Below are 24,406 nucleotides of genomic sequence, written 5' to 3'. Positions count from 1 at the left end.
GTTGCCTATGGAGCACATTTCACGTTCGACCGCACGGCTCACCGGCCGCCACGCCACTCTTCGCTCGCGGGGGGCGCGCGAGCTCCGCGTCAGCGACCTCATGTCCCGCGTCGAGTCGGTCGTCTCGGTGACCGCGCCGCTGAGCGACGCCGCGGCGCTGGTGCGTGGTCTGGACGCGGCCGCACTGGTCGTCGGACTCTCCCACCAGCCGCTGGGCCTGATCACCGAAGCCGCCCTGGCCGAAGTGGCCTTGGAGCATTCTGCGCAGTGGGAGAAGAAGCGCTGCGCCGCGCTGATCCGGGTCGCCCCCGGCCCACTCAGCCCGGAGGACCCGATCGAGGAAGTGCTGGCCCGGTACCGCCTCTCCGGAGCGCAGCCGCTGCTGGTGCTCGACGGAGACCATGCGGTGGGGATCATCTACCCAGACCCGGTCTTCAGCTGGTGCCTGACCCAGCCCTCCTCAGTGTTCGACGCACTCGGCCTCGGCCGTGCCCCACACTGATCCTCGACCCACACTGATTCTCGACCCACACCGACCATCGACCCACACCGACCCTGGGAAGAAGGCAACCAGTCAGATCCCGCTTGGTCGCCGCTGTGGATTACTGTGGCCACTGGATCCGTTGAGATCTAGCACACAGTCCCAGCACACACCAGAATGAGGCGCCATGAGAATCGCAGTCACCGGATCCACAGGCAAGCTCGGCACCGTCGTGGCGCGGGAGCTGCGATCCGCGGGTCATGAGGTCATCGGCCTCGATGTCGAAGGCACCCGCGGCCCGGGCTTCGTGAAGCTGGATCTGACCGACTACGGCCAGGTCATCGACGCGCTCGACGGGGTCGCGGATCAGCATGACGGCGTGGACGCTCTGGTGCACCTGGCCGCTGTCCCGGCGCCCGGAATCCGCACCGACGTCGCGACCTTCCACAACAACGTGACGGCCACCTTCAACGTCTTCTGGGCCGCAGCCCGGCTCGGGATCGACCGGATCGTCTGCGCCTCGAGCGAGACCGTGCTGGGACTGCCCTTCGACACCCCTCCGCCCTACATCCCGGTGGACGAGCAGTACCCCGCACGGCCCGAGTCCACCTACTCTCTGGTCAAGCACCTCGAGGAGCAGATGGCGGTCGAACTGGTCCGCTGGAACCCGCAGCTCTCGATCACCGCGCTGCGCTTCTCCAATGTGATGAACCCCGAAGACTACGCAGACTTCCCGGCCTTCGACTCCGACGCGAGGCTGCGCAAGTGGAACCTCTGGGGTTACATCGACGCGCGCGACGGCGCCCAGGCCGTCCAGCGAGCCCTCGAGGTCGCCGGCCCGGGGTTCGAGCGTTACATCATCGCCGCCGCGGACACGGTGATGTCCCGGCCCAACGCGGAACTCGTCGCAGAGGTCTTCCCGGAGGTCGCGCTGCGCGGTGAGCTCGGCGTCAATGACACGCTGCTCTCCATCGAGAAGGCCCGCCGGGAGCTCGGCTACGAGCCGAGGCACTCCTGGCGCGATGCCACAGACCCCGCCTCGGGCTGACCCTCAGGCTGACCGCGGGCCCTGCGCCTGCCCAGCGTCAGCTCCGAACCAACCCTCAGCTTCGAACCCAGCGTCGGCTCGGAACCGCAGGCCACAGACGAGCGGCCCCCGCTCCAGTGATGGAGCGAGGGCCGCTTGTCTGTGTGGGTCTGCCGCAGCAGGCCGATTCAGGAACGCACATTCGCCTTTCGGGTCTGCGGGTACCGGATATCTTCGACCATCTCCTGCACGTGCTCACTCGGCGGCGCCGTGAGTTTGGAGACCACCACGATCACGATGAAGTTGATCGCGGCACCGATGGCACCGATGCCCTCGGGAGAGACGTTGAAGAGGTGATCGTTCGCGCCGGTTCCGAAGACCTCCAGCGTGTAGATCATGTAGGTTCCGGTGAACGCCAGACCGGTCAGCATGCCTGCGGTGGCACCCGGACCGTTGGCCTTCTTCCAGAAGATCCCGAGGATCAGGATCGGGAAGAAGGTCGCCGCTGCGAGGCCGAAGGCGAACGCGACCACCTGGGCCACGAATGCCGGCGGGTTGATGCCGGCCCAGATGGCGAACAGGATCGCAACGCCCATGGCGATGCGTCCGACCATCATCTGCTCCTTCTCGGAAGCACCGGTCTTCTTGAAGACCCGGAAGTACAGGTCGTGCGAAGCGGCGGAGGAGATGACCAGCAGCAGACCTGCCGCGGTGGACATGGCTGCCGCCATGCCGCCGGCGGCCATCAGGCCGACGATCGGAGCGGGAAGCCCGCCGATCTCCGGTGAGGCCAGGACCAGGATGTCGTTGTTGACGATCAGGTCCGCCCCGGATGTCGCCAGGTTGGACACGGTTCCGATCGTCTCGACGTCCTCGTTCACAGTCACCAGACCCGTCGGAGCCCAGGTGTTGATCCAGTTAGGCAGGCTGTCAGGACCCTGGCCCTGCACACCCTGAAGCAGGTTCAGCTTGGTGAAGGCACCCACGGCAGGAGCCGTGAGGTAGAGCAGCGAGATGAAGAACAGGGCCCAGAAGGCCGAGTAGCGAGCACCGCGGACCGTCTTGGTCGTGTAGAAGCGGATGATCACATGCGGCAGACCTGCGGTGCCCAGCATCAGCGAGAGCGTGACCAGGAAGACGTCGATCTGGCCGCCTGCGCGGCCGGAGAACGCCTCGGTGAACTCGTTGAGCCCGAACTCCACGCTGAGCGAGTCCAGCTCCGCGAGGATCTGCCCGTAGGAGATCTGCGGAACCGGGATGCCCGTGGTCTGGTAGGCCACGGCGAAGGCCGGGATCAGGTAGGCGATGATCAGCACGGTGTACTGCGCGACCTGGGTGTAGGTGATCCCCTTCATGCCGCCGAGCACTGCGTAGATGAAGATGACGACGGCGACCAGCACCACGCCCCATTCGACGCTCAGTCCGAGGAAGCGGCTGAAGACGATGCCGCCGCCGGCCATCTGGCCGACCACGTAGGTGAAGGAGACGACGATCGCGGCGATGGCCGCGACGATGCGCACCGACTCCGAATACCGGTCGCCCACAAACTCGGGCACCGTGAACTTGCCCCATTTACGGAGGTAGGGAGCCAGCAGCAGTGCAAGCAGGACATAGCCGCCGGTCCAGCCCATCAGGTAGACGGAGCCGTCGGAGCCCAGGAAGGCGATCAGGCCGGCCATGCCGATGAAGCTGGCGGCACTCATCCAGTCCGCCGCGACCGCGGCGCCGTTGGCGAGGGTCGGGACGCCCTGAGAGGCGACGTAGAACTCCTTGGTCTCCTTCACCCGAGAGCGCCACGCGATGATGATGTAGATGCCGAAGGTCAGGATGATGAAGAAGAAGGTCCAGAACTGAGTCTCGTTCACTTGTAACCACCTTCTTCGTTGCGCTCGGCCACGCCGAACTCGTCATCGATCTTGTCCATCCACAGCGCGTAGACCAGGATCAGGATCACGAAGACGTAGATCGATCCCTGCTGGGCGAACCAGAGGCCGAGTGGGAAGCCGAGGATCACGATGTTGTTGAGCGGCTCGATCAGCAGAATGCCGAAGCCGAATGAGACGGTGAACCAGATGACCAGCAGGGTGATCATCAGTCGGAGGTTCTTCTTCCAGTAGCGCTTGCGCCAACTGGTGTCCTCCGCCTCTGGCGGACCGCCGGAGGTTCCCTCATGTGCCACATCGGACATGGGAGACTCCCTTCTTCCTAGTGCGAGTAGTGCGGGGCGATTCACCCACGCGGATGCGCAGGGACTGGTCTAAGAAAGTCAAAATGTGGCACAAATCACAAGCCCGGGGACCTCCAGCGGTGCATCTGTGTTTGCCAGCGGCGCGAATCCCGCGCTGAGCGGGTCAGTCAAGCAGAATCACCGTTCACCTGCCGGAATACGCCGCTCAACGCCCGGAAGCCGCCGTTGATCAGTTTCTCCGGCGCATGCTTCGTCTGTGGCGCCGATCACATCTAGGATGACGGCATGACCACGACAGCGGACAAAGGGATCTACGGCGGCATCACCGCGCGGCTGAAGGCTGGCAGCGCCACGGGCTGGGGCGTCTTCCACCCCGGCAGCAAGGCCATGATCCTCGGCGGTCTCATGCTGATCGTCTCGGCCTTCCTTCCCTGGGTCTACCTGCCCTTCATGGCGCAGGTCACCGGGGAGACCTACGCTCTGCGCGGCACCGACGGCCCCGGAGTGATCACCCTGGCGGTGGGCTTCCTGGCCTTCGCCGGCGCGTTCGTGCCGCGCCGCAAGCTGGCGATCGCCCACGCCGGGATCCCAGGCCTGATCGTCACCGGCATCGTGCTGCTGCAGACCTGGAACATCCTCGCCTTCTCGGCCAGCTCCGGCGCCTGGGGCGGGCTCCTGCCCGGCATGGGTCTCGTGCTCGCCGGCGGTGGCGCGGTGGTCCTGCTCAAGTCCTCCTGGAACATGTACCGGACGTGGCTCCCCGCCTGAGGGGACATGGACCTGAGGAGGTGAAGCCGTCTTCTGCAGGCTCGACGCCGGAATCCCCTCACCCGGGTCCTCCCTCGGCCGGCGAACACCGCGCCGGTACCGACTTCCCCGCGGACTCTGACTTTCCCTCTGACAACGAGGTTCGTGACACCCCCGCCGAGGTCGATGCCGCCTTCCGCGCCCAGCGCGGGGTGGCGCTGGCCTACTTCGTCGTCTTCCTGGTGCTGGTGGCCGCCTTCCCGGTGCTGACCATGACGCTGCAGTGGTGGACCCAGGCGCGGGTCTTCGGAGACCTCAGCCCCGGCTTCGTCGCCGCGGCCGGCGGACTCTACCTGGTCTTCGCCATCATCGGCATCGCTGCGGCTCGGCTCAGTGCCTCGGTGGAGTCGCGCATGCTCGGGGGTCAGCACGGACTCGACGACGACTCCGCCGCAGGGGAGGAGCTCAAGTGACCTCGACCGCGGTGGTGACACTGGCCGCGGTGCTGATAATCGTGCTCGGAGTCTCCTTCATCAGCCGCCCTCGGGGCCCCTCCACCGTGGACTTCTATCTGGCGGGCCAGCGGGTCGGTGTGATGACCAATTCCTGGGCGATCTGCGGGGACTACCTCTCGGCCGCCTCCTTCCTCGGGGTCGCCGCTGCGGTGTATGTCTCGGGTCTGGACGGCGCCTGGTATGCGGTGGGCTTCGCCGCCGGCTTCGTGCCCGTGCTGCTGCTCATCGCGGCTCCGCTGCGCCGCTTCGGGGAGTTCTCGCTGGCCGACTTCCTCGGCCGCCGGATGGATTCGGATCCGGTCCGGCTGGCGTCGGTCGGTGTCGTCCAGCTCGTCATCCTCTGTTATCTGGTGCCGCAGTCGGTGGGTGGAGGCATCACCTGGGAGCTGCTGGTCGGGCAGGGCCTGTTGGGCCTCTCTCCCTACGCGACCGGAGTGCTGCTCTCCACTGCGGTGGTCGCCGTGGTCGTCGCCTTCGGGGGGATGCGCGGGACCACCTGGAACCAGGCCGTGCAGTTCCTGCTGCTCTTCGCCGCGCTGGTCTGGCTCGCCGTGGTGGTCACCGCGGACGGCTTCCGCTATGGGGAGGCCGTGCAGAGCCTGAGCGAGGCCCCGCTGGCGAACCCCACGCTCGGCGGCGCCGACGGGCAGGAGTGGACGCTGACCGAGGAGACCAACCACATGCACCCGGGGGAGCCGGCGCTCTTCGGTGAGCCCGGCGCCCGCTACGGGCCGCTGGGTCAGGTGGCGCTGGTGGTCACCCTGGGGCTCGGCACCGCCGGGCTGCCGCATGTGATGAACCGGTACTTCACCTCTCCCACCGGCAAGGCCGCCCGCACCACCACCGTCTGGGTGCTGGTGCTCATCGGCGCGTTCTACGCGATGGCGATCATGCTGGGCACCGCCGCACGGGACATCATCCCTGACGCCGTCGCGGGCAGGCCCTGGCTTCAGGAGCTCACCGTCGACGGAGTGCTGCACACCCCTGAGCACGCGCTGCCGGTGCTGGGCCGGATCTACGGCGAGCAGACCGGGCTGGGGCTGATCGCCGCCGCCGCCCTGATCGCCGCCATGTCCACGGTGGCCGGGCTGCTGCTGGCCTCGGCGGCCACCTGGGGCCACGACGTCTATGAGCGTCATATCAACCCCCGCGCCACGCAGCGCCAGGCAGTGTGGGCCGGGCGGATCACCACGCTGCTGGGCGCAGCGCTCGCGGCGGGACTGGCCATCGCGCTGCGCCCCGAGGCCTTCGCCCCGGCGATGCCCTCGCTGGTCGCGACCATGGTGACCTGGGCCTTCGCCGTGGCCGGCTCCGCACTGACGCCGGTGCTGGTGCTCGCGATCTGGTGGCACCGGACGACGGCGGCCGGTTCCCTGGCCGGGCTGCTCACCGGGGCGACCCTCTCGGTGAGCATGTTCATGACGGCCGGACTGATCGAGGCCGACTGGCTGCGCGAGCTTCTTGCCGCTCCGACCCTGGTGGTCGCGCCGATCACGGTGGCGGTGGTGGTGCTGGTCTCGCTGCGCACCAGGGCCCCCGACGGGGTCCAGGCGCACTGGGTGCGGATGCACGGCACCGCGGCGGATCGCCGCGCCGAACGTATGGCCCGACTGACCCGAGGAGGCGTGGATGCGCGGTAGCGCGATGCTGGCAGCGGGAGTGACGCTGATCTGGATGCTGGTCTATCTCGGCACCCAGGTGTTCGCCGACCCGGCCCTGCCGATGCTTCCCACTCTCGGGCTCGGGCTCGGGCTCACGGTCGGAGCGGTGCTGGGGTACCCGTCGGCGCTGCGCGGGGCCACCGGTCGGCGTCGCCAGCGTCCGGTCTCACCGCGGGAGGTCGAGGTCAGCCGTGGGGTGCGCAACCTCGCCGCAGCGGGACGCTCCATGCCGCTGCGCGCCGGACTCACCCCGGAGGCCGCCCGGCGGACCTGCGAGCTGCTGCGCCCGATGCTCTCCGGTGATGCCGTCTCGATCACCGACCGCGAGCAGATCCTCGCCTATGTGGGACCTGGCGCGGATCACCACCGCGAGGGGGCCCAGATGCAGACCTCCGCGGCCCCGCGCACCATCGCCAAGGGCCGGACCCAGGTGGTCCGCGACCGCGCCGGTGTGGGCTGCCGCAAGCCCGACTGTGAGTTGACCTCCGCGGTGATCGTGCCGCTGCGCGTGGGTGCCCGGGTGATCGGGACCCTCGGGGTGTACCAGGCCGAGGCCGACATCCCGCCGCGTCAGCTGGTCGAGGACATGGCCGCGATGCTCTCGCTGCACCTGGAGCTGGCCGAGCTCGACCGTGAGAAGCAGCTGGCCACCGATGCGCGACTCAACGCGCTGCGCGCCCAGATCAACCCACACTTTCTGTTCAACATCCTCAACACCATCGCCTCGAAGGCTCGCACCCGACCCGATGAGGCCCGCGAGCTGCTGCTGCGGCTCTCCGAGTTCTTCCGCTACGCGGTGCGCCAGGAGGGGCATTACGCCGAGTTCGCCCAGGAGTACTACTTCGTGCGCACCTACGTCTCGCTGGAGCAGGCGCGCTTCGGGGACCGGCTCAAGGTCCGCTATGACATCGACCCGCAGGTGCTCACCACCAGAGTGCCGGTGCTGATGATCCAGCCGCTGGTGGAGAACGCGGTCAAGCACGGCATCGCGGGCAAGCCCGCGGGCGGGACCGTGCATCTGCGGGCCAGAGTGGACCCGCTGGCGCGCACCACGAGCATCCGGGTCAGCGACGACGGCGTAGGGATGGCCCCCGAGGTGTTGGCGCAGATGGCCGACGGAGCCGGTCGCCTCGACGGGAGTGAGACCCTCACCGATGACCCGAAGCATGCCGGTGTCGGCCTGCAGAACATCACCGAACGGCTGAACTCGCTGTTCGGGGACCGCTATGACCTCTCCATCTCGACCCCGCGCTCCGGAGGCACCGTGGTGGAGCTGCAGATCCCGCTTCGGTGACCGCGATCACAGTGACCTGGATGTTCCCCCTATACTGAGTCAATGCACCCACGCGCTCTGATCGTGGACGACGAGGCTCCTGCCCGCGAGGAACTCCGGTTCCTGCTCGAGGAGGTCGGCGGCGTCCAAGTGGTGGGAGAAGCCACCAATGGTGAAGAGGCGCTCCTGCTGCTGAACTCTCTTGCCTACGACCTGGTCTTCCTCGACATCCGCATGCCCGGGCTCACCGGACTGGAGGTCGCGCAGCGGCTGCGCGGCGCGAGTGCTCCCGAGGGCGTGCGCCCGCCTCAGGTCATCTTCACCACCGCCTACCCCGATCACGCCGTGGAGGCCTTTGATCTCGCGGCCGCGGACTACCTGGTCAAGCCGTTCTCCGCCGACCGGCTCCAGCGAGCTGTACAACGCGCGCTCGCCGGGGCCGAGGCCGCCTCGTCACCGGCCGCGGCGGCCTCAGCTGCGGCAGTTCCGGAGCCCGCCCGGGCCGAGGCCGCCCTCCGACGAAATGCGCAGCAGCTGGTGCGGATCCCGGTGCAGAAGGACGGCCGGACGGTGCTCGTGGACGGTGATGCGATCGTCTACGCCGTGGCGGCGCGCGGCTACGCCTCGCTGAAGCTCACCGATGATCGCGTGCTGGTGTCGTTCTCGCTCAATGAGCTCGAGCGTCGCCTCCAGGGCCATTTCTTCCGGGTGCACCGCTCATATCTGGTCAATCTGCGCTACGTCCGGGAGCTGGTGCCAGACTTCCGCGGTGCACTGGTCCTGGTGCTCAATGATCGCCAGCGCAGCCGGGTAGAGGTCTCCCGACGGCACGCACCCGAGCTGCGCCGTCGACTCGGGGTGTGAGGCCCGGACCCTTCCGGGTGTCCGGTCGTCCCCAGGCGCGCTCAGGGGCGCGGGCGATCTTCGGGAAGATCCTGCGGCAATGGCCTCGTCGGCGCGGTGTGGGTCTGCGGGGGCTGCGCGTGGGGTGCGGCGCCTGCCTGGGTGCCTGGCTGCGCCGGCGCTTCGGGAGTCCGGTCAAGCCCCCGCGGGGTGTTCCCGGCAGCCGGCTGGCGGCTCTGCTGCCCCTTCGTCCTGGAGTCCTTCGCGGCGGTGACGGGATCGCGCGTGGCCTCGGGTCGCTTCGCGGCGGCCGACGGTGGCTGCTCCGTCGCCGGCTGGTGTCCCCACGCCTTGATGCAGCCGAGGACGACATAGGCGATGAGCAGAGCCACCGCGAGCAGCCCGTGCAGGATCATGGTCGCCGTGGCGCCGGTCGCGTCCTGATTGAGGAACGCCAGCACGAACATTCCGATGCTGTGCACGATGGTCAGCTCCATCAGGCCGGGGTAGGCCCGGGGGCGCCAGGCGACGAGGGCGAAGAGCCCCGCGAAGACGATCAGCCCGAAGGCATGCCACGCTTCCGAGAGAAACGTCTCGGAAGTGGTGAGCTGGAGCTGCGCCAACGACCAACCGGCGAATCCCGCGCAGCCGAGGGCTGAGACGATCAGCAGGGTGCGCCCAGTGGCTCGGCGTCGTGAAGCGGTGACCTCTGCGGCCATGATGAATCCTCTGATCGGTGCGGAGGAGCGGCGCCCGGCACGGTGCACTCCTATGACTTCAGCTTAGGCCCGTCTGCATCGGCTGACCAGTGAGTAGGCACTCTGACGAGGGGTCTGCGGAAATGGACCCTTGTCGACCGACCTCATGGAATGATCCTGACTGTTGCGTGGTTCACACAACACGAGGGCAGGGCTGCCCTCAGACATGTACGCAGGATGAGAGAGGTTGCCGATGGCTACTGTTCCCACGATCACACTCAATGATGGGACCGCGATCCCCCAGCTCGGCTTCGGGGTCTGGCAGGTTCCAGCCGACGACGCCGAGAAGGTGGTCGCCGAAGCGCTGAAGGTCGGATACCGGCACATCGACAACGCCGCCGTCTATGGAAACGAAGAGGGCGTGGGACGCGCCATCGCTGCCTCGGGCATTCCTCGCGAGGAGCTCTTCATCACCACCAAGGTCTGGGTGAACGACTTCAAGGCCGGAAACACCAAGCAGGCGCTGCGCACCTCGCTGCAGAAGCTCGGCCTGGACTACGTGGACCTCTACCTGATCCACTGGCCCTCACCAGCCGACGAGGCCTACCTGGACGCGTGGAAGGCGATGGAGGAGCTCCAGGCCGAGGGACTGACGCGCAGCATCGGTGTCTCGAACTTCCTGCCTGAACACCTCGAGCGTGTGGTCGAGGCCGGCACGGTGATTCCAGCGATCAACCAGGTGGAGATCCACCCTGCGCTGCAGCAGCGCAACATCCAGGACGCCAACGACCGGCACGGCATCAAGACCCAGGCCTGGAGCCCGCTCGCGCAGGGTGCCGTCTTCGAGGACGAGCCCGTGGTCGCCGCGGCCCAGGCGCACGAGGTGTCTCCCGCGCAGGTCGTGATCCGCTGGCACCTTCAGCGTGGACGCATCCTGTTCCCCAAGTCAGTCACCCCGGATCGGATCGCGTCGAACTTCGACGTCTTCGGCTTCGAGCTCACCGAGGAGGAGCTCTCAGCCATCGACGGGCTTGAGCGCGACGGTCGAACCGGCCCGAACCCGGGTGAGTTCAACCCCTCCTGATCCCGAGCAGGAGGTGTCTGATCCGGCCGGACACGGCTGGGCAGATGAGAAGGGCGGGCCCCAGTTCATTTGAACTGGGGCCCGCCCTTCTTTCACGTGATCAGATCGCGCAGTGCATCAGCGCTGCGTGTCATCACCCGTGGGCGTGTCAGGATCTGACTCGACCTCGCTGTTTCCGACGGCCTCGTCGTAGATCTGCTCGGACTCCCACTGCTGACCGGTGGCGGAATCCGCGAACTCCGGAGTCGCGAACACCTGATCGGCGATCGGATCGTTGAACGCGACGTCCTCGTCCCAGCCGATGGTGCCCGTCTGCGGGTTGACCACGGTGGAGTGGGGCGGGACGTCCTGGATCGCGAACACCATGTCGTCGGAGTCGAACGGCGTGGAGATGCTTGATTCCTTGGAGGTGGGCTTGTCCAGTCCGGCCAGAGTTGCTGAGGTGCCTCCGAGGAAGCCCTTCAGCGCAGCGCGCTGACCGGTGAGGATCGAACGCACGTTCCGGTGCACGCCTGGAGCCGAGTCCCCGCCGCCCGGAGCATTGCGCGCGGTGTCGACCAGCGCCGATTTGCTGGCCGTGGGCCGGATGCGGACGTATCGAGGCATCGTCTTCGTCTCGTAGTTGAACATCCGGACCTGAGCGATCACGGCCAGAACCATCACGATGGACATCGGAGCCGCCGCGCTGATCGCAGCGACCTGCAGCACGCGCAGGGAGGCATCTGCGGCCTCTCCGCCTCCGGCTGCCAGCAGCACGATGGCGGTGATCGCGATGAACACAGTCCAGAACACGCGGGTCAGCTTCGGTGTCTCGGTGCGTCCGCCATAGGAGAGCACATCGGTGACCAGTGAGCCGGAGTCTCCGGAGGTGACGAAGAAGATCGCGATCACCAGAATGGCCACCACCGCTGTGATCGACGCCAGGGGCAGCTGCTCGAGCAGGGTGAAGGTTGCACCGACGGTGTCGATGCTGCCGTCTTCGCCCACCATGACACCCTCGGTCACCTGGTACCAGATGCCGGAGGAGCCGAAGATGGTGAACCAGATCAGTCCGACCAGGGTCGGCGCGAGGAGCACGCCCATGACGAACTGACGGATGGTGCGTCCGCGGGAGATCCGCGCGATGAACATGCCGACGAAGGGCGCCCAGCTCATCCACCAGCCCCAGTAGTAGATGGTCCAGTCGGCGGACCAGCCGCCATCTTCACCGCCGGCGTAGCTGGCCCCGGTCTCGAACAACAGCTGCGGGAAGGCCATCAGGTACTCGCCGAGGTTGCCTACAAGAGACTGCAGCAGGAACAGAGTCGGACCCGCGATCAGGACGAACAGCGCCAGCAGCGCGGCGAGGACCATATTGAAGTTTGAGAGCCACTTCAGACCCTTGTTCACGCCGGTGATCACCGAGAAGGTGGCGATCGCCATGATGACCACGACGATCATGGTCAACAGAACGGTGTTCGCCGGATCCTCGATCCATCCCATGAAGCCGAGGCCGGCCGCGATCTGCTGAGTCCCGATCCCCAGTGAGGTCACGATGCCGAAGACGGTGCCGACGATCGCGACCACATCGATCACGTGCCCTACCCAGGACTCGATGAGCTTGCGGCCGAAGATCGGCTCCAGCAGCCACCGCACCGAGAGTGGGCGTCCGCGGCGGAAGGTCATATAGGCCATGCCGAGTCCGATGACCACGTAGATGGCCCATGCATGCAGGCCCCAGTGGAAGACGGACTGGCCCATCGCGGCGCCTATGGCGGCTGACTCGCCCGCCGCGACCATCTCGCCGCTGGCGTCCATGCCGACGGCTCCCGTGACGTCTGGCGGAGCGATGAAGTGCCACAGCGGCTCGGCCACGCCCCAGAAGACGAGTCCGATGCCCATGCCTGCGGCGAAGAGCATGGTGAACCAGGAGCCGAGCGAGAACTCAGGCTTCTCGTCGTCGCGACCCAGACGGATGTTGCCTACCTTGGAGGCTCCGGCCCAGAGGGCGAAGACCACGAAACCGGTGGCGACCAGGACATACCACCAGCCGATGGTGTTCACGATGGTGGCGTTCAGCGTCTCGAAAGCTTCAGCGCCATTGGCTTCGCCCCAGATGGTTGCGAAGATCAGGCCAGCGACGATGATGAGCACGGCGGGGATGAATACGGGCTTGTTCAGGCCGCGCCAGGCGTCAGCCGGCGACCAGTCCCGTAGTCGAGCTTCGGGTTGCGAAGCCATGTGGTCCTCCTCGGTGAAGTGAGAGTGTTCTCTAGTCATGTGCAAGACGATTCAGTGCGCAGCGATCAATTCGTTCCAGACACAGAAAACGACGACGTCGGCTCTCCGGTCGCTGCGGCGGGGTTGGTTCCCTGCGCCAACGCGACTGTCGGCAGAACTCTGCGTCGTCGCCAGAAGTGTCGTGCACTCTCGAATTTGAAGCGTATATCTTCTATTTACACACCCGTTGGTCTTATAATGCAACTGCTGGCGACCGGGGGAGAGTTTCATCACGGCCCGGCCCGGCGGCGGAGGTCGATCGCTCCTCATTTCCACTGTTACGCCTTGGTAACTGTTTCCACAAGTTGCGTTCTGGGCTTGGCACGGCCAGAGTGCCGCATTACGGTGTAACCCATGCCCAATGGCCAGCAACGATCTGAGCTGCGGGCCAGAGGATTCATGCGCAGCGGTTTCTCCAGCTGCCTCGTGGCCGGTCTGCTAGTGGCTGGATCTTCCGGTGCGCACGCCACGACCACCACCAGCGACAGCATCAGCAGCGAGACCGGGAGCGGCGCCGCCGAAGGCGCGACCACCGCTTCCTACTACCCCACCCCGGGGCAGCCCCTCGTGACGCCTGAGTCCCAGGAGTTGACCACGACCGTGGAGAAGGGCGCCGGGGACATCCGGGTGGCTACCCTTCACGCGCAGATCCGCGGGGCCTCCTCCGCGGAGGTCCTTGAAGAGCTCCACGGCGGGATGCATCCGCAGGCCCGGGTCCTGGCCGAGACCGTGCAGGTCAATGCCCCCGACGTGTTGGTGCTGACCGGGCTCAGCTACGACGAGCACCAGCAGATCGCCACGACGGTCAATGACGAGTACCTCTCCCGCGGCCAGAACGGCCAGACCGGCATCAAGTACTCCCATGTATATACGGCGCCGACCAACTCGGGCATCGACTCGGGCGCGGACCTGGACGGAGACGGACGGATCGGTGGCCCCGCCGACGCGCTGGGCTACGGCCGGTACGCGGGGGAGCGCGGCATGGCGGTCTTCTCCACCTACCCCATCGCTGAGGATGAGGTCCGCACCTTCCAGGAGTTCCTCTGGCAGGACATGCCGGAGAATTCCATGCCCGCGGACGAGTTCTCCGATCTTGAGAAGTCGGTGCTGCCTCTGCCCAGCACCAGCCTGTGGGACATTCCGGTCGAGGTTCCAGGCGAGGCGGATCACGTGCACGTCGTGGCCACCGATCTCAACGGCCCTCCCGGGCCCACGACGCCCGACGTCGCCCGCAGTGAGGACCAGCGCCGGATGGTCGCGGAGTTCGTCTCCGGAGCATCCTGGTACCTCTATGACGACGAGGGCGCCTATGGTGGCCTCGAGTCCGGCACGCCATTCGTGGTCGCGGGCAGCCTTGCCGACGCGCAGGAGCTTCAGACCTGGCCCAACCGCCAGGTCCCAGAGCTCGCCTCGCTGTTGGACGACGGCACCATCCAGGACCCGGGCCCCGAGGCGATCACCGACGAGCCGCTGCCGCAGCGCCGCGACGCTGCCGCAGATCCTCAGGCGACCCACGGACTGACCGGCGGCGATGCCGTGCGATCCTCGTACGTGCTCCCCGCTGCCGCCCTCGACGTCGACAGCTCCGGCGTCTTCTGGCCCGCGGAGGGCGAGTTCGGCTTCAACCTGGTGGACCCTGCCGACCCTGACTCGCCGGTCGGGCGACTCGTCTGGCTGGACATCGCCGGGAGCTGAATGGCTTCCCATCTGGTCGGGGTCACACCCTAGACTGAGGCCATGAAGAAGTCTTCGGGGAACGGGAAACTCATGGGTGCTGCAGCTTCCGGCTTCTTCGCCCAGCAGACGGTATCCATGGTCAAGGGTCACGCCTTTGACGATTCCGGCAAGCTGACCCCGCGTGCGGAGACCTGGCTGACCCGGGCGGTCACCGTGCAGCGGCCGCTGGTGCTGGCCAATCTGCGCAGGCTGCGCAAGGCGCACCCCAGCTTCTCCAATCACCAGCTGGCCGCCCAGCTGGACAAGGACTTCACCCGCGGAATGACCGGCGGAGGCGCCCTGATCGGCGCTACCGCGGCAGTGCCTGCAGTGGGCACCGTGACCTCACTCGGACTCTCCGCGGCGGCCACGGGAAGCTTCCTCGAGGCCTGCGCGCTCTACGCGCAGTCGATCGCTGAACTCTCAGGAATCAGCACCGCAGACCCCGAACGGGCGAAGCTGCTGGTGATGGGTGTGATGCTCGGCGATCAGGGCCGCCAGCTTTTGGGGGAGCTCTCCCAACAGGCGGGCGGCAAGGGTGCCGGCCCGTTCTCCTCCCTGGTCCCGATGAACAGCTCCGCCAACTCCTCCGGGGTGTCCGGACTGGTGGTCAACCAGATCAAGCGGCAGTTCATGCGCCGATTCTTCATCCGCTCGGGCACGACGATGATCGGCCGCGCTATTCCCTTCGGCATCGGGATGGTCGTCGGAGGCGCCGCGAACCATCGACTGGCCAGTCAGATCGTGAAGTCTGCCCACAAGACCTTCGGTGAGCTGCCCGAGCAGACGCCTGCGGCCCTGGTGGCGGACATGAAGCGAGCGCTGGAGCGCGAGCGGCTGCGCGCCGAGCGCAGGGAGCGCCGCGGACGCAAGCGCGAGATCCTCGCTGCGCGTGGATCCCAGAAGCGCCGCGGCGACAGATCCTCCGCCGACGCGCTCGAAACCACCCGCCCCATGGCAGACGCGCCCCGGCGCTGAACACCCAACCCCACACCGCGAGGTCATTCACTCCATGTTCACTGAAGCTTTCCCGAATGTGCCACCCGATCGACGCGCCCCGTTGTCCCTCTAGGCCCAGTCTGGAACTGTGACATTGGAACTCGCCCAGAACCAGGAGTCCGGCGGCGCGCTTCGGCCGGCTCCACCGGTCAGCCTGGACACCGCGCTGCTGCACGATCATTCTCCGGAGGATCCGCTGGATCTCGGTGCACCAACGGACTCCCGCGGTCGGCGGGCAAGGGTCTTCGCGCACCGGGGGGCTTCAGGACTGTTTCCCGAGCACACCCGTGCGGCCTACCGCCGGGCGATCCAGGAGGGTGCAGACGGCCTGGAGATCGACCTGCACCTGACCGCTGACGGTGAGCCGGTCTGCTTCCACGACGCCACGGTTGACCGCACCAGCAACGGCACCGGCTCGGTGGCGGAGCTCAGTCTGGCCCACATGCGCAGCCTCGACGTCACCAGTTGGAAGACGCCGAAGCTTCCCGGCGACTACGGCACCCAGCATCAGCAGCTGATGACCCTCGCCGACGTCCTGGAGCTGATGATCGACGCCGGTCGCGATCTCGACCTCGCCGTGGAGCTGAAGCACCCCTCGCCATATGGGGATCGGCTGGAGACCAAGGTGCTGCGCACCTTGCTGCGCTTCGGATGGGACCCAGAGACGTCGGCGATTCCCGCCGGTGAGTTCGGCCAACATGCAGTGACCGTGTCCTTCATGAGCTTCTACCCCGGATCCCTGCTCTACCTGGCGGACATGGTGGCCCCGGACAAGCTCTGCGCCCTGCTCAGCTCGGTCACCGAGGCGCAGGTGCAGAAACGGCTGGAGAAGATGCCGCTGGCGACGGCGGTCCGGCCCGTGGTGGCCGCCGTGATGCGCGGAACCCTTCGCGACTCCGAGACGCTGGTCTGGAACGGACGGGCCGGAATCGCTGGTCCCGGACTCGCCTACGTCAAAGACCATCGGGCCGAGGTCAAGGCCTGGGTGGCACGGGGCTCTCGGCTTCGCGTATGGACGGTCGATGCCCCGCAGGACGCGGCGCTGCTCATCGATCTCGGGGTTCAGGAGATCACCACGAACTACCCCGCACGACTGTTGCAGACGGTCGCCTCTGCCAGCTGAGCGCGCCGAGCCCCTGCGCCGAGCCCGGCGAACCCTCGGATCAGCGGCGTTCGGATGACGCGGCCACCCGCGGATGTCTCAGTCGACATGGAGCGATATCATGGGCCCAAGCTGACCGCCACGGCCTCCAGGAGCTCATCATGAACCCCGCACCGCACCGTGAACCCCCAGACAGCGCCTCCCTGCGCAGCGGTCGCGCGTCCCACCCGCCCGCGGCAGAAGAGACACCGCGCCCGGCCCGTTCGGCGCGGGGCAGGGTCTGCGGCGTCGTCGTCGGTGTGGACGGCTCGGAGCAGTCGCTGCGCGCCGCGCACTGGGCCGCGGCCGAGGCTCATCGCCGCCAGCTGCTGCTGACCGTGGTCACCGCGTATTCGATCCCGGCCTTCGCCGCCTCCTCGATGGACGGCGGCTACGCGCTGATGGATGACTCGGCGCTGCGTCAAGGCTCAGAGAAGGTCATCGAGCAGGCCGCGGAATTCCTGCGTGACTACCCCGGGGAGGTCCGCTACGAGGTCGAGTCGGGGGACCCGGCCGGAGTGCTGCTGGACTACTCCCACGACGCCGTGGTCCTGGTGGTCGGCAGCCGCGGCCGGGGCGGGTTCCTCGGGCGGCTGCTCGGGTCTGTCTCATCTGCGCTTCCGGCCCACGCCAAGTGTCCGACCGTCCTGGTGCCGCTGAAGTTCTCGTCCAAGGAGTCCAATGCCGTGACCACCGCCACCGGAGCCATCCCGCTCGTGGGTGGGCCGGCCCAGGGTGCGACGACGACTCATGCGACTCCGCCGGGCAGCGCCGCGCCCGCCTCGGTGATCGCCGAGGGTGCGCACCCGATCCGACCCAAGGACTCGCGTCCGGTGGCGGCAGGCGTGGACGGATCGGACTTCGGTCGCGTCGCCGCGCTGGTGGCCGCCCGTGAGGCCAGCGAACGGGGGACCAGCCTGCGCATCGTGTGCGCGCTGCCGCCGGTGGGCGCGACGCTGGTCTGGATCCCGACCAGCATCGACAACGACGCGGCGCTGCAGGAGCTGCGCGAGAAGCTCGAAGCGGGTCGACTCTGGCTGCACAGCCACTACCCGGAACTGCAGATCGAAGCCGAGGTGATCGACGGCACCGCCGTGGATGTCCTGGTCCAGGAGACTCGTGGCGCGCAGCTCACCGTCATCGGCACACGCGGCCGTGGTGGTTTCGCGGGGATGCTGCTGGGATCTACCTCCCAGGGCGTGCTGCACCACGCGGAGGGCCCGTTGATGGTGGTCCCGGACAACGAGGACACGCGGCTGGAGGACCGCCCTGAGTTCGGACCGATGCTCGGAGACTGACGCTCCCCGCTTGACCCAGACACAGAGAAATGAGGGCCCCCGGTGTCCGACGCCGGGGGCCCTCATCATCTTCATCTTCGATCCGTCTCGCCGCCCTACCGCGAGCGGGAGAACCAGTGAGAGGTCATTCAGTTGTGCGTGTGGTGGTTCAGATCATGCGGCGCACGACTGAGGGTGTCTGGTAGACCGAGCGGACCTGGAGTCCACGAGCGGGGTTCGAGGCATCGACCATCTGGCCGTTGCCGAGGTAGATGCCCACGTGGCCCGGTGCAGAGGCGCTGCCGAAGAACACCAGGTCCCCGCGGCGCATGTCACCCACGGAGACTGCCCGTCCCTCGTTGACCTGGCTGAACGTGGTGCGGCTCATGCTGACTCCGGCCTGTCCGAAGGCCTGCTGCACCAGGGAGGAGCAGTCAAAGGCATTCGGACCGTTGGCGCCCAGCACGTAGCTGACGTCGCCGCGGTTGGCCTGCGCGACGGCCCAGTTGATCGCAATCTCAACACCGTTGGAGTTGCTGCTGGCCGGGACCACGTTCGAGGACTGCGCCTGGCTCTGTGCCGGGTTCTGTGCCGGGGCAGGCGCGGGGGCCTGCGTGCGCTCCGGGGCAGGCGCGGGGGCCTGCGTGCGTTCCGGGACGGGCGCAGGGGCCCGGGTGGGCTCCGGCTCTGGTGCCGGCTCGGGCTCAGGTTCTGGTTCGACCTGGGCTGCGAGGTAGTCCACGTGCCAGCGCATCTTGTTCCACGAGGCATTTCCGTCCGCGTTGGTCAGTGCTCCGTTGCTCAACACTGCCCGGTAGTAGTCCTGAGCGCCTCCGCTGAAGGAGGCCTCAAGCTCAGCGCCCTCGCGCATCAGCGTCTGCATGCTCGTGCTGAGACTGCTGAACGACGCGATCGTGGGCTCCGGTGCAGGCGCAGTGGCCGGCGCAGGCCGTGGCTCCTCGGAAGGTGCGGCTTCCCCGGCCGCACCTTCCGAGGAAGTCTCTTCAGCGGCGGCCTCTTCGGCTGCTGCTGCTTCGGCCGCTGCCTGCGCGGCGGCGGCTTCTTCGGCTGCTGCTGCTTCGGCGGCTGCCTGCGCGGCGGCGGCTTCTTCAGCTGCTGCTGCCTCTTCGGCTGCTTCTTCAGCGGCGGCCTCTTCGGCTGCTGCTTCTTCAGCGGCTGCCTCTTCGGCTGCTGCTGCTTCGGCCGCTGCCTGCGCGGCTGCTGCCGTTTCGGCGGCCTCCGACTCTTCAGCTGCGGCCTCAGCTGCTGCCTCAGCTTCTTCCGCGGCGGCGGCCTCGGCTTCGGCCTCTGCTGCTGCCGCCTCTTCAGCTTCGGCGGCGGCTGCTGCCTCAGCCTCGGCGGCCTCCTCAGCGGCTTCATCGGTGATGCGAGCCTGCTCGGCGTCTGCGCGAAGCGCGGTGATCCGGTAGCTCAGCTGCTCGTGATCGACTTCGCCGTTCTCGTCGACGAACTCACTGTTGCCGAGGATCTGCTCGAAGAAGCTCTGCAGGTCACCTTCCCAGCCCTCAAGCTCCATCAGGTTCTCGAGGAGCTCCTGGAGCCGCTCACCGACCTGTTCGACGTCGGTGCGGGTGGTCTCGGTGGCGCGCTCGGCGTTCGCGCTGGCCTCAGCGGCGCTGGTGGAGTTCTGGCGAGCCTGTTCGGCAAGGCTCTCGGCCTCGGCGGCCTCCTGCTCTGCGGCGATGGCGTCTTGTTCAGCCTGCTCCTGAAGCCGTGTGTCAGTCGCGGCGTCGGCCAGGCTGTCCTCTTCGGTGAGCAGGACCTCTGCGACGGAAGTCTCAGGTTCCTGGTACGCCTCCACGGCAGCCGCCTGAGTCTCCTCAGCGGCCGTGCGCGCTTCATCGGCTGCAGCGGCAGCCTCATCGGCGTCGACCTGTGCCTGTACGGCGGCCTGGTGTTCTTCCTGCATTGCAGATTCCAGCTCCAGCGCACGTTGGCTGGCCTGGGAGATCCGGTCAGAGATCTCGTCGATCATCTGTTCGGTGGCCTGGGACGAGTCCCGGGCGGTGGAGATCTCTTTGGCGGATGGAACCGCGGGGAGTTCAGTCAAAGTGACTGAGTCGGCGGAGTTCTTATCATTCTGTTCGACGGCATTGGCGGCGCGATCGGCCACCAGATCGGGGAGAGTTGTCCCGACCAACGCTGTCGTCACGACGGCGGCAGTAATTGCGGCCACCGCAAGATTGCGACGGTATTTCACGGTAGATCCTCACTTAGTCCTCACTGGGGAAGCGCCGCAGCCCGTCTCACAGGGCAAGGTTCGAATCGCGGTTGCCTCAGCTCTTGGACTCACGTGACCAGGCGGACCCAGGGAAAGACAGTTTAAAAACCCTCAATCAAAAAGGTGATCGCCGTGCGGTGATAGCCGTGTGATCCAGAGGCCGAAGCGTAACGATGGGAAACGCGATTCGAGCCTTTTGGCGCTACGCCGGTAACGATAGTTGTGGATTTGTCATCTTGGCAACAGGTCGTGTCGTTCCTGTGATCAAGCTATGGAGGGCTACTTCCCTGTCATTCCGGGGATCTAGCGGCACAAAGCCTTAGTTGCAACCTTCAAGTAGGTTGAAGGTTGAGCCTCCCCGACATTGCAATAACACTGTGCTAATAGCGTTATAGGTGGCGGCCGATATCCTCGGCGCCGCTGTATTCAGCCCCAGCCGAGACGATGCAGAGTGTCATCGTCGATCCCGAAGAAGTGGGCCACCTCGTGGATCACCGTGATCGTGATCTGATCGAGCACTTCCTCGCGGCTGTGGCACATCTGCAGGATCGGCTCCTTATACAGCGTGATGTGATCCGGCATGGACCAGCCTTCCCCGCCGCGCTCAGTGAGTGGGGTCCCCTCGTAGAGCCCCAGCAGCACCGTCGAGGGATCCTCCCATGACTGTGGTTCGTATCGGTCCTCGACGAAGACCGCCACATTCTCGAGCTGGTCGGCCAGTTCTGCGGGAATGCTGTTCAGGGCTTCGGTGGAGGCGGCGTCAAATTCCTCGTCGCTCATGGGAAAGACCATGGCTTCATCCTAGAGAGACCCGCACCCAGAGGGGGTCTTCGCCGGCGGATTTGCTCTCCGGGGGTGCTGGACCTAAACTTTTACAGGTTCCCACTAGGGATCGGGCCCCCATCGTCTAGCGGCCTAGGACACCGCCCTTTCACGGCGGCGGCACGGGTTCGAATCCCGTTGGGGGTACTCCGGTGAAACGGGGACTGCGATGGCAAGTCGCGGATCATGGTCTTGTATCTCACGGAAGTGTGATTTGGATCGAAGGGGTGGGACTGGTAAGGTTTCACTTCGTGCCGAGCGGCACAAAGTAAGGCCCTGTAGCGCAGTTGGTTAGCGCGCCGCCCTGTCACGGCGGAGGTCGCGGGTTCAAGTCCCGTCAGGGTCGCTTCACTCTCTGTACAGAGAATCTGGGCGGAGAGCGAGTCGTCGTCGCAGTTGGCGATTTATGGCTCTGTAGCTCAGTTGGTAGAGCGTTCGACTGAAAATCGAAAGGTCACCGGATCGACGCCGGTCGGAGCCACCTTTACCCGGTATCGGGTGAGAAAACCCCTGGATCTCCAGGGGTTTTCTTGTGTCTGGGGTCAGGTGCGAACCTGCATCCAGTCGCGCATTCCGGAGATCCCGGATATTCAGGTCAGTCCAGCGAGCTGCTTCTCTACGACTCTGGCTGCATCCGTGGCCGCCTTCAGCGTCTATGCAGACGACACGGGTGATGGAAGGATTCCAGGGCCTGTGATTCCATCTCGCCCGCACAGTGGGATGCCCGAGTGCTCGGGAAGCCGTAGAAGAGGCGCAGCAGCTTGTACTTCACAGATGGGTGGAGCCTGGAAGCGTGCGCTTCCAGGCTCCACCCATCTGAAGTATTCATCGCTCTCTAGCGCTTCTTGGCGTTGCGATAGGCCTCAACGATGTCGCGGTGCAATCGGCCCCGCGTGGAGACCTGATAACCGTTGTTCACCGCCCACTCACGAATCTGCCGAGCCTCATTCTGCGGTGACGGAGGGGCAATGACCCGCCCCTTGCGGATGTACTGCTTCAGCGTCTCACGCAGCTCCTTCGTGTGCTCATCGCTGAGGTCGATCTCGTAATACCGAGCATCCAGACCAAAAGCCACGGTCTCTTTCGCTTCACTGCCGTCAAGATCATCGACGAGCACCACTTCAATCCTCTGAGCCATATTCAACACCTCACTGCTTAATCGAGGATGAGGCAGTACCTGCCTCGTCCATCGCATCGACTCCTGCAAGGAGAAGTCCTGCAGAAGGTATAGCTAATGATGGTTACTCCGGAAAGGTGCCCTGCGTTCAAGCTTGTCCCAAATAAAAATTTAATTCGAAAGAAGAGTAGATGTCCGGGCATGAGTGCCCGACAGGTTGGCTGAACCGTGGGTCTGGTCATATAAAGCAGAGACACATTTACCACCCTCGTCTTATGGGCGGCACGAGAATCATCACTGATCACGAGCTGGTCAGGGTCGGCGAAAGGTTTAGTGCGAGGGGCTGAAGCTTCCCGCTTGTTTGTGAGATTTATCACATTCGATGGACCCCGGATGGTTTATGGATACTCTGGTAGAGATTTAGTTCAAATTTGTATTAGCTATTCGTTGCTAGTCAGCCTCCTTGCACGGAGCCCGGCTCTGGCAACGGGAAGGCCCGTTCCGATGCCTGATCAACTGACCGTGAAAAGCAGCTTCTGTGCGAGTCTTCCCGTCGCCAGCACCAGAGCGCACAGCTGGCCCGACCGGAGGTCACTGGCCGGCTGGAGACGGTCAACGGCGGACTGGGAAGGAAAGCCAGTGGGCGTCGTGGGGCTCACCCGCACCGACGGGAAGCGCAGACTCTCGTCGTGGCCAGGTCCAAGGTTCCCTGTTTCTCCAGCGATCCGGGGTTCGAACGCACAGCAGTTTCACCGCTTCGGCACCTGTCCGGGCCGTGACGCCATGGGGTGCAGCGCTCAGAGAAATGAATCCCGCAGTCCTGAGGCACCAGAGGGAGCTTTCGATGCGTCACGAAGGTGAGGCGCCCTTCGACGTCTGTGCAACGTTCGCTGTCCACGGGTCTGCTCTTTTTGCGTTCGCACTCAACGCGCTGGGTGACCGGGCCGAGGCGGAAGACTGTGTTCAGGAGGTCTTCATCCGTGCCTGGCGGAACAGAGGGCAGTACAGCAGTGAACGGGGCTCGGTGAGAGCCTGGTTGTTCGCCATCGAACGGGACCTCGTCGCGGACGCGTTGCGAGCTCGCGCTCGGCACCCGGCGCGATCGGGTCCGGAGGGGATCGAGGGGGCGACCGAGCCGGGGACAGAGGATCTCCTCCTCGTGGAGCGGTTGGACCTCTATGCGTCTCTGGCTACGCTCACGTCCGAACACCGCGAGGTCATCGTTGCTGTTCAACTGCACGGCGTTGGATATCAAGAGCTTTCGGAACAGACAGGAGTTCCGGTCGCGACCTTGCGGACGCGCATGTACTACGGGCTGAGATCGCTGCGGACGGCACTGGAAGTCTGAGAATGCGATCGAGCGCAGTGCGGTCGGCAAGGTGCGAGCGGTCTCCGCGATGATGAACGCCTTCCTGGTATCGGCCTTCGCGGACCTGGCGTGCATATGCGCGAGCTCGACCGCGTCGGTGGCCCGGGTGACCGCCACAGGCGGGGCACCGATCGTTGCCGATTGATCCACCCACGATCAGCGCTGCGCCATGATCATCGGTCAGCGCAGCGCCACGGCACTGCTTCCGGGACACTGTCGGGAAGAAATTTCGGAATCACCTTGAACGCGCTCGCAGTTGGTGACGTATCACCCCTATGGACCCTCCACCATGCGGCACCGGGTCCTCTAAGTGGTGCCACAAAACCATGAGGCGCTGACGTCTCCAGCCGAAAAGGTGATTGATTGTTCTATACGAAGGCTCGCCGAGCACCCTCCCCACGGCGACCCGGGAACTTGCACTCAAGATTCACCCGTCGCACGTGCGACGGGAAGAACTGCCTGGACGCGGAGAAAGACGCCGAGCAGTACGCCCCGATCACCGCGCTCGGTTGGTCTCGGGCCCACCGAGGCGGGCATATGGTCAGGCTTCGTTGCCAGGAGGGTTATGGATTCCGATGAACTTCGGGTGACCTACCTTCCGAAGCTTGAAGCCAATGGTGCGGTGGGGGATTCCATCGCGCGCACTATCCGGGTCCTCAGCTCCCAGCGCAGACTGCAGACCCTGCTCGACGCCAGCAACGTCGTGGCCAGCGATCTGGACCTGGAACATGTTCTGCGGCGCATCGCCGAGGAGGCCAGGACCGTCGCGGACGCCGAGTACGCCGCACTGGGCGTCATCGCCGCTGATGGCTCCCTCGAGCGGTTCATCCACGTCGGGATGGCGCAGCACGTGGCCGAGAAGATCGGAGACCTGCCCGCCGGGCACGGGGTCCTGGGCGCGGTGAACCAGAGCAGCAACCCGATCCGACTCACCGACCTCACCACGG

The 24,406-nt window shown here is 66.0% G+C and carries 20 protein-coding genes, 3 tRNA genes and 1 pseudogene; 17 read left to right on the top strand and 7 right to left on the bottom strand.

What is annotated here, in order from left to right:
- Positions 1-7: 7 nt before the first annotated feature.
- Both LTI14_RS08950 and LTI14_RS08945 read left to right on the top strand, forming a co-directional pair.
- Entirely contained in the window at positions 8-502 is a 495-nt protein-coding gene (locus LTI14_RS08950; RefSeq protein ID WP_241476309.1) for a CBS domain-containing protein, read from the top strand.
- Positions 503-668: 166 nt separating this feature from the next.
- Entirely contained in the window at positions 669-1,529 is an 861-nt protein-coding gene (locus tag LTI14_RS08945; protein ID WP_241476308.1) for an NAD-dependent epimerase/dehydratase family protein, read from the top strand.
- Between the two features lie 167 nt (positions 1,530-1,696).
- On the opposite strand, the gene LTI14_RS08940 is transcribed toward LTI14_RS08945, so the two are convergent.
- Positions 1,697-3,373 carry a sodium:solute symporter family protein gene (locus LTI14_RS08940; RefSeq protein WP_241476307.1) on the bottom strand — a complete coding sequence of 559 codons (1,677 nt, stop codon included), beginning with the start codon at positions 3,371-3,373 and terminating at the stop codon, positions 1,697-1,699.
- A complete protein-coding gene (locus tag LTI14_RS08935) occupies positions 3,370-3,696 on the bottom strand; it encodes a DUF4212 domain-containing protein (RefSeq protein ID WP_241466319.1) in 327 nt (108 codons plus the stop codon). Before LTI14_RS08935 ends, LTI14_RS08940 begins: the two co-directional genes overlap by 4 nt.
- Before the next feature lie 285 nt (positions 3,697-3,981).
- On the opposite strand from LTI14_RS08935, the gene LTI14_RS08930 reads away from it, so the two are divergent.
- The 5 genes from LTI14_RS08930 to LTI14_RS08910 are packed head-to-tail and all read left to right on the top strand — an operon-like array spanning position 3,982 to position 8,756.
- Complete coding sequence (locus LTI14_RS08930; RefSeq protein WP_241466318.1) at positions 3,982-4,464, top strand: hypothetical protein; 483 nt, start codon at positions 3,982-3,984, stop codon at positions 4,462-4,464.
- A gap of 20 nt (positions 4,465-4,484) precedes the next feature.
- Positions 4,485-4,916 carry a hypothetical protein gene (locus tag LTI14_RS08925; protein WP_241476306.1) on the top strand — a complete coding sequence of 144 codons (432 nt, stop codon included), beginning with the start codon at positions 4,485-4,487 and terminating at the stop codon, positions 4,914-4,916.
- Positions 4,913-6,598: a sodium/solute symporter gene (locus tag LTI14_RS08920; protein ID WP_241470897.1), complete on the top strand. Its 1,686-nt coding sequence runs from the start codon at positions 4,913-4,915 to the stop codon at positions 6,596-6,598. The genes LTI14_RS08925 and LTI14_RS08920 overlap by 4 nt, the downstream gene beginning before the upstream one ends.
- Positions 6,588-7,913 carry a histidine kinase gene (locus LTI14_RS08915; RefSeq protein ID WP_241466315.1) on the top strand — a complete coding sequence of 442 codons (1,326 nt, stop codon included), beginning with the start codon at positions 6,588-6,590 and terminating at the stop codon, positions 7,911-7,913. Before LTI14_RS08920 ends, LTI14_RS08915 begins: the two co-directional genes overlap by 11 nt.
- 42 nt (positions 7,914-7,955) lie before the next feature.
- Positions 7,956-8,756 carry a LytR/AlgR family response regulator transcription factor gene (locus tag LTI14_RS08910; RefSeq protein WP_241476305.1) on the top strand — a complete coding sequence of 267 codons (801 nt, stop codon included), beginning with the start codon at positions 7,956-7,958 and terminating at the stop codon, positions 8,754-8,756.
- A 41-nt stretch (positions 8,757-8,797) separates the two neighbouring features.
- On the opposite strand, the gene LTI14_RS08905 is transcribed toward LTI14_RS08910, so the two are convergent.
- Entirely contained in the window at positions 8,798-9,454 is a 657-nt protein-coding gene (locus LTI14_RS08905) for a hypothetical protein (RefSeq protein ID WP_241476304.1), read from the bottom strand.
- A gap of 232 nt (positions 9,455-9,686) precedes the next feature.
- On the opposite strand from LTI14_RS08905, the gene LTI14_RS08900 reads away from it, so the two are divergent.
- A complete protein-coding gene (locus LTI14_RS08900; protein WP_241466312.1) occupies positions 9,687-10,517 on the top strand; it encodes an aldo/keto reductase in 831 nt (276 codons plus the stop codon).
- 117 nt (positions 10,518-10,634) lie between these two features.
- On the opposite strand, the gene LTI14_RS08895 is transcribed toward LTI14_RS08900, so the two are convergent.
- The gene (locus tag LTI14_RS08895) at positions 10,635-12,737 is read right to left on the bottom strand and encodes a BCCT family transporter (protein ID WP_241476303.1); all 2,103 of its coding nucleotides are present in this window, start codon (positions 12,735-12,737) and stop codon (positions 10,635-10,637) included.
- 438 nt (positions 12,738-13,175) lie between these two features.
- Between LTI14_RS08895 and LTI14_RS08890 the strand changes: the two genes are divergently transcribed.
- From LTI14_RS08890 to LTI14_RS08875, 4 genes are all read left to right on the top strand, one after another.
- A complete protein-coding gene (locus tag LTI14_RS08890) occupies positions 13,176-14,471 on the top strand; it encodes an endonuclease/exonuclease/phosphatase family protein (RefSeq protein WP_241476302.1) in 1,296 nt (431 codons plus the stop codon).
- Positions 14,472-14,513: 42 nt separating this feature from the next.
- Positions 14,514-15,470 carry an EcsC family protein gene (locus tag LTI14_RS08885; protein ID WP_241476301.1) on the top strand — a complete coding sequence of 319 codons (957 nt, stop codon included), beginning with the start codon at positions 14,514-14,516 and terminating at the stop codon, positions 15,468-15,470.
- A gap of 109 nt (positions 15,471-15,579) precedes the next feature.
- Positions 15,580-16,614: a glycerophosphodiester phosphodiesterase gene (locus LTI14_RS08880; RefSeq protein ID WP_241470904.1), complete on the top strand. Its 1,035-nt coding sequence runs from the start codon at positions 15,580-15,582 to the stop codon at positions 16,612-16,614.
- Positions 16,615-16,754: 140 nt separating this feature from the next.
- The gene (locus tag LTI14_RS08875) at positions 16,755-17,930 is read left to right on the top strand and encodes a universal stress protein (protein ID WP_241476300.1); all 1,176 of its coding nucleotides are present in this window, start codon (positions 16,755-16,757) and stop codon (positions 17,928-17,930) included.
- Positions 17,931-18,078: 148 nt separating this feature from the next.
- Here LTI14_RS08875 and LTI14_RS13250 read toward each other — a convergent pair whose 3' ends face one another.
- The gene (locus LTI14_RS13250) at positions 18,079-20,130 is read right to left on the bottom strand and encodes a C40 family peptidase (protein WP_342357746.1); all 2,052 of its coding nucleotides are present in this window, start codon (positions 20,128-20,130) and stop codon (positions 18,079-18,081) included.
- A 447-nt stretch (positions 20,131-20,577) separates the two neighbouring features.
- On the bottom strand, positions 20,578-20,943 hold the full coding sequence (locus tag LTI14_RS08865; protein ID WP_241466305.1) for a metallopeptidase family protein: 366 nt from the start codon (positions 20,941-20,943) through the stop codon (positions 20,578-20,580).
- 104 nt (positions 20,944-21,047) lie between these two features.
- Between LTI14_RS08865 and LTI14_RS08860 the strand changes: the two genes are divergently transcribed.
- The 3 genes from LTI14_RS08860 to LTI14_RS08850 all read left to right on the top strand — a co-directional run bounded on the left by LTI14_RS08860 (position 21,048) and on the right by LTI14_RS08850 (position 21,454).
- Positions 21,048-21,120 (top strand) — tRNA-Glu (locus LTI14_RS08860).
- Positions 21,121-21,245: 125 nt separating this feature from the next.
- Positions 21,246-21,319, top strand: a tRNA-Asp gene (locus LTI14_RS08855).
- Between the two features lie 62 nt (positions 21,320-21,381).
- Positions 21,382-21,454: transfer RNA gene (locus tag LTI14_RS08850), tRNA-Phe, on the top strand.
- 354 nt (positions 21,455-21,808) lie between these two features.
- On the opposite strand, the gene LTI14_RS08845 is transcribed toward LTI14_RS08850, so the two are convergent.
- Positions 21,809-22,111, bottom strand: a complete 303-nt coding sequence (locus tag LTI14_RS08845) for a histone-like nucleoid-structuring protein Lsr2 (protein WP_241466304.1) — start codon at positions 22,109-22,111, stop codon at positions 21,809-21,811.
- An 823-nt stretch (positions 22,112-22,934) separates the two neighbouring features.
- On the opposite strand from LTI14_RS08845, the gene LTI14_RS08840 reads away from it, so the two are divergent.
- Entirely contained in the window at positions 22,935-23,438 is a 504-nt protein-coding gene (locus LTI14_RS08840) for a sigma-70 family RNA polymerase sigma factor (protein ID WP_241476299.1), read from the top strand.
- Between the two features lie 586 nt (positions 23,439-24,024).
- Positions 24,025-24,406 (top strand): annotated as a pseudogene (locus LTI14_RS08835) (histidine kinase); the annotation flags it as partial.

The sequence above is a fragment of the Nesterenkonia sp. YGD6 genome, assembly GCF_022565895.1.
Classification (GTDB): domain Bacteria; phylum Actinomycetota; class Actinomycetes; order Actinomycetales; family Micrococcaceae; genus Nesterenkonia.
Note: the sequence above shows the minus strand (reverse complement) of the source record. Positions and strands in the feature narration are given on the sequence as shown.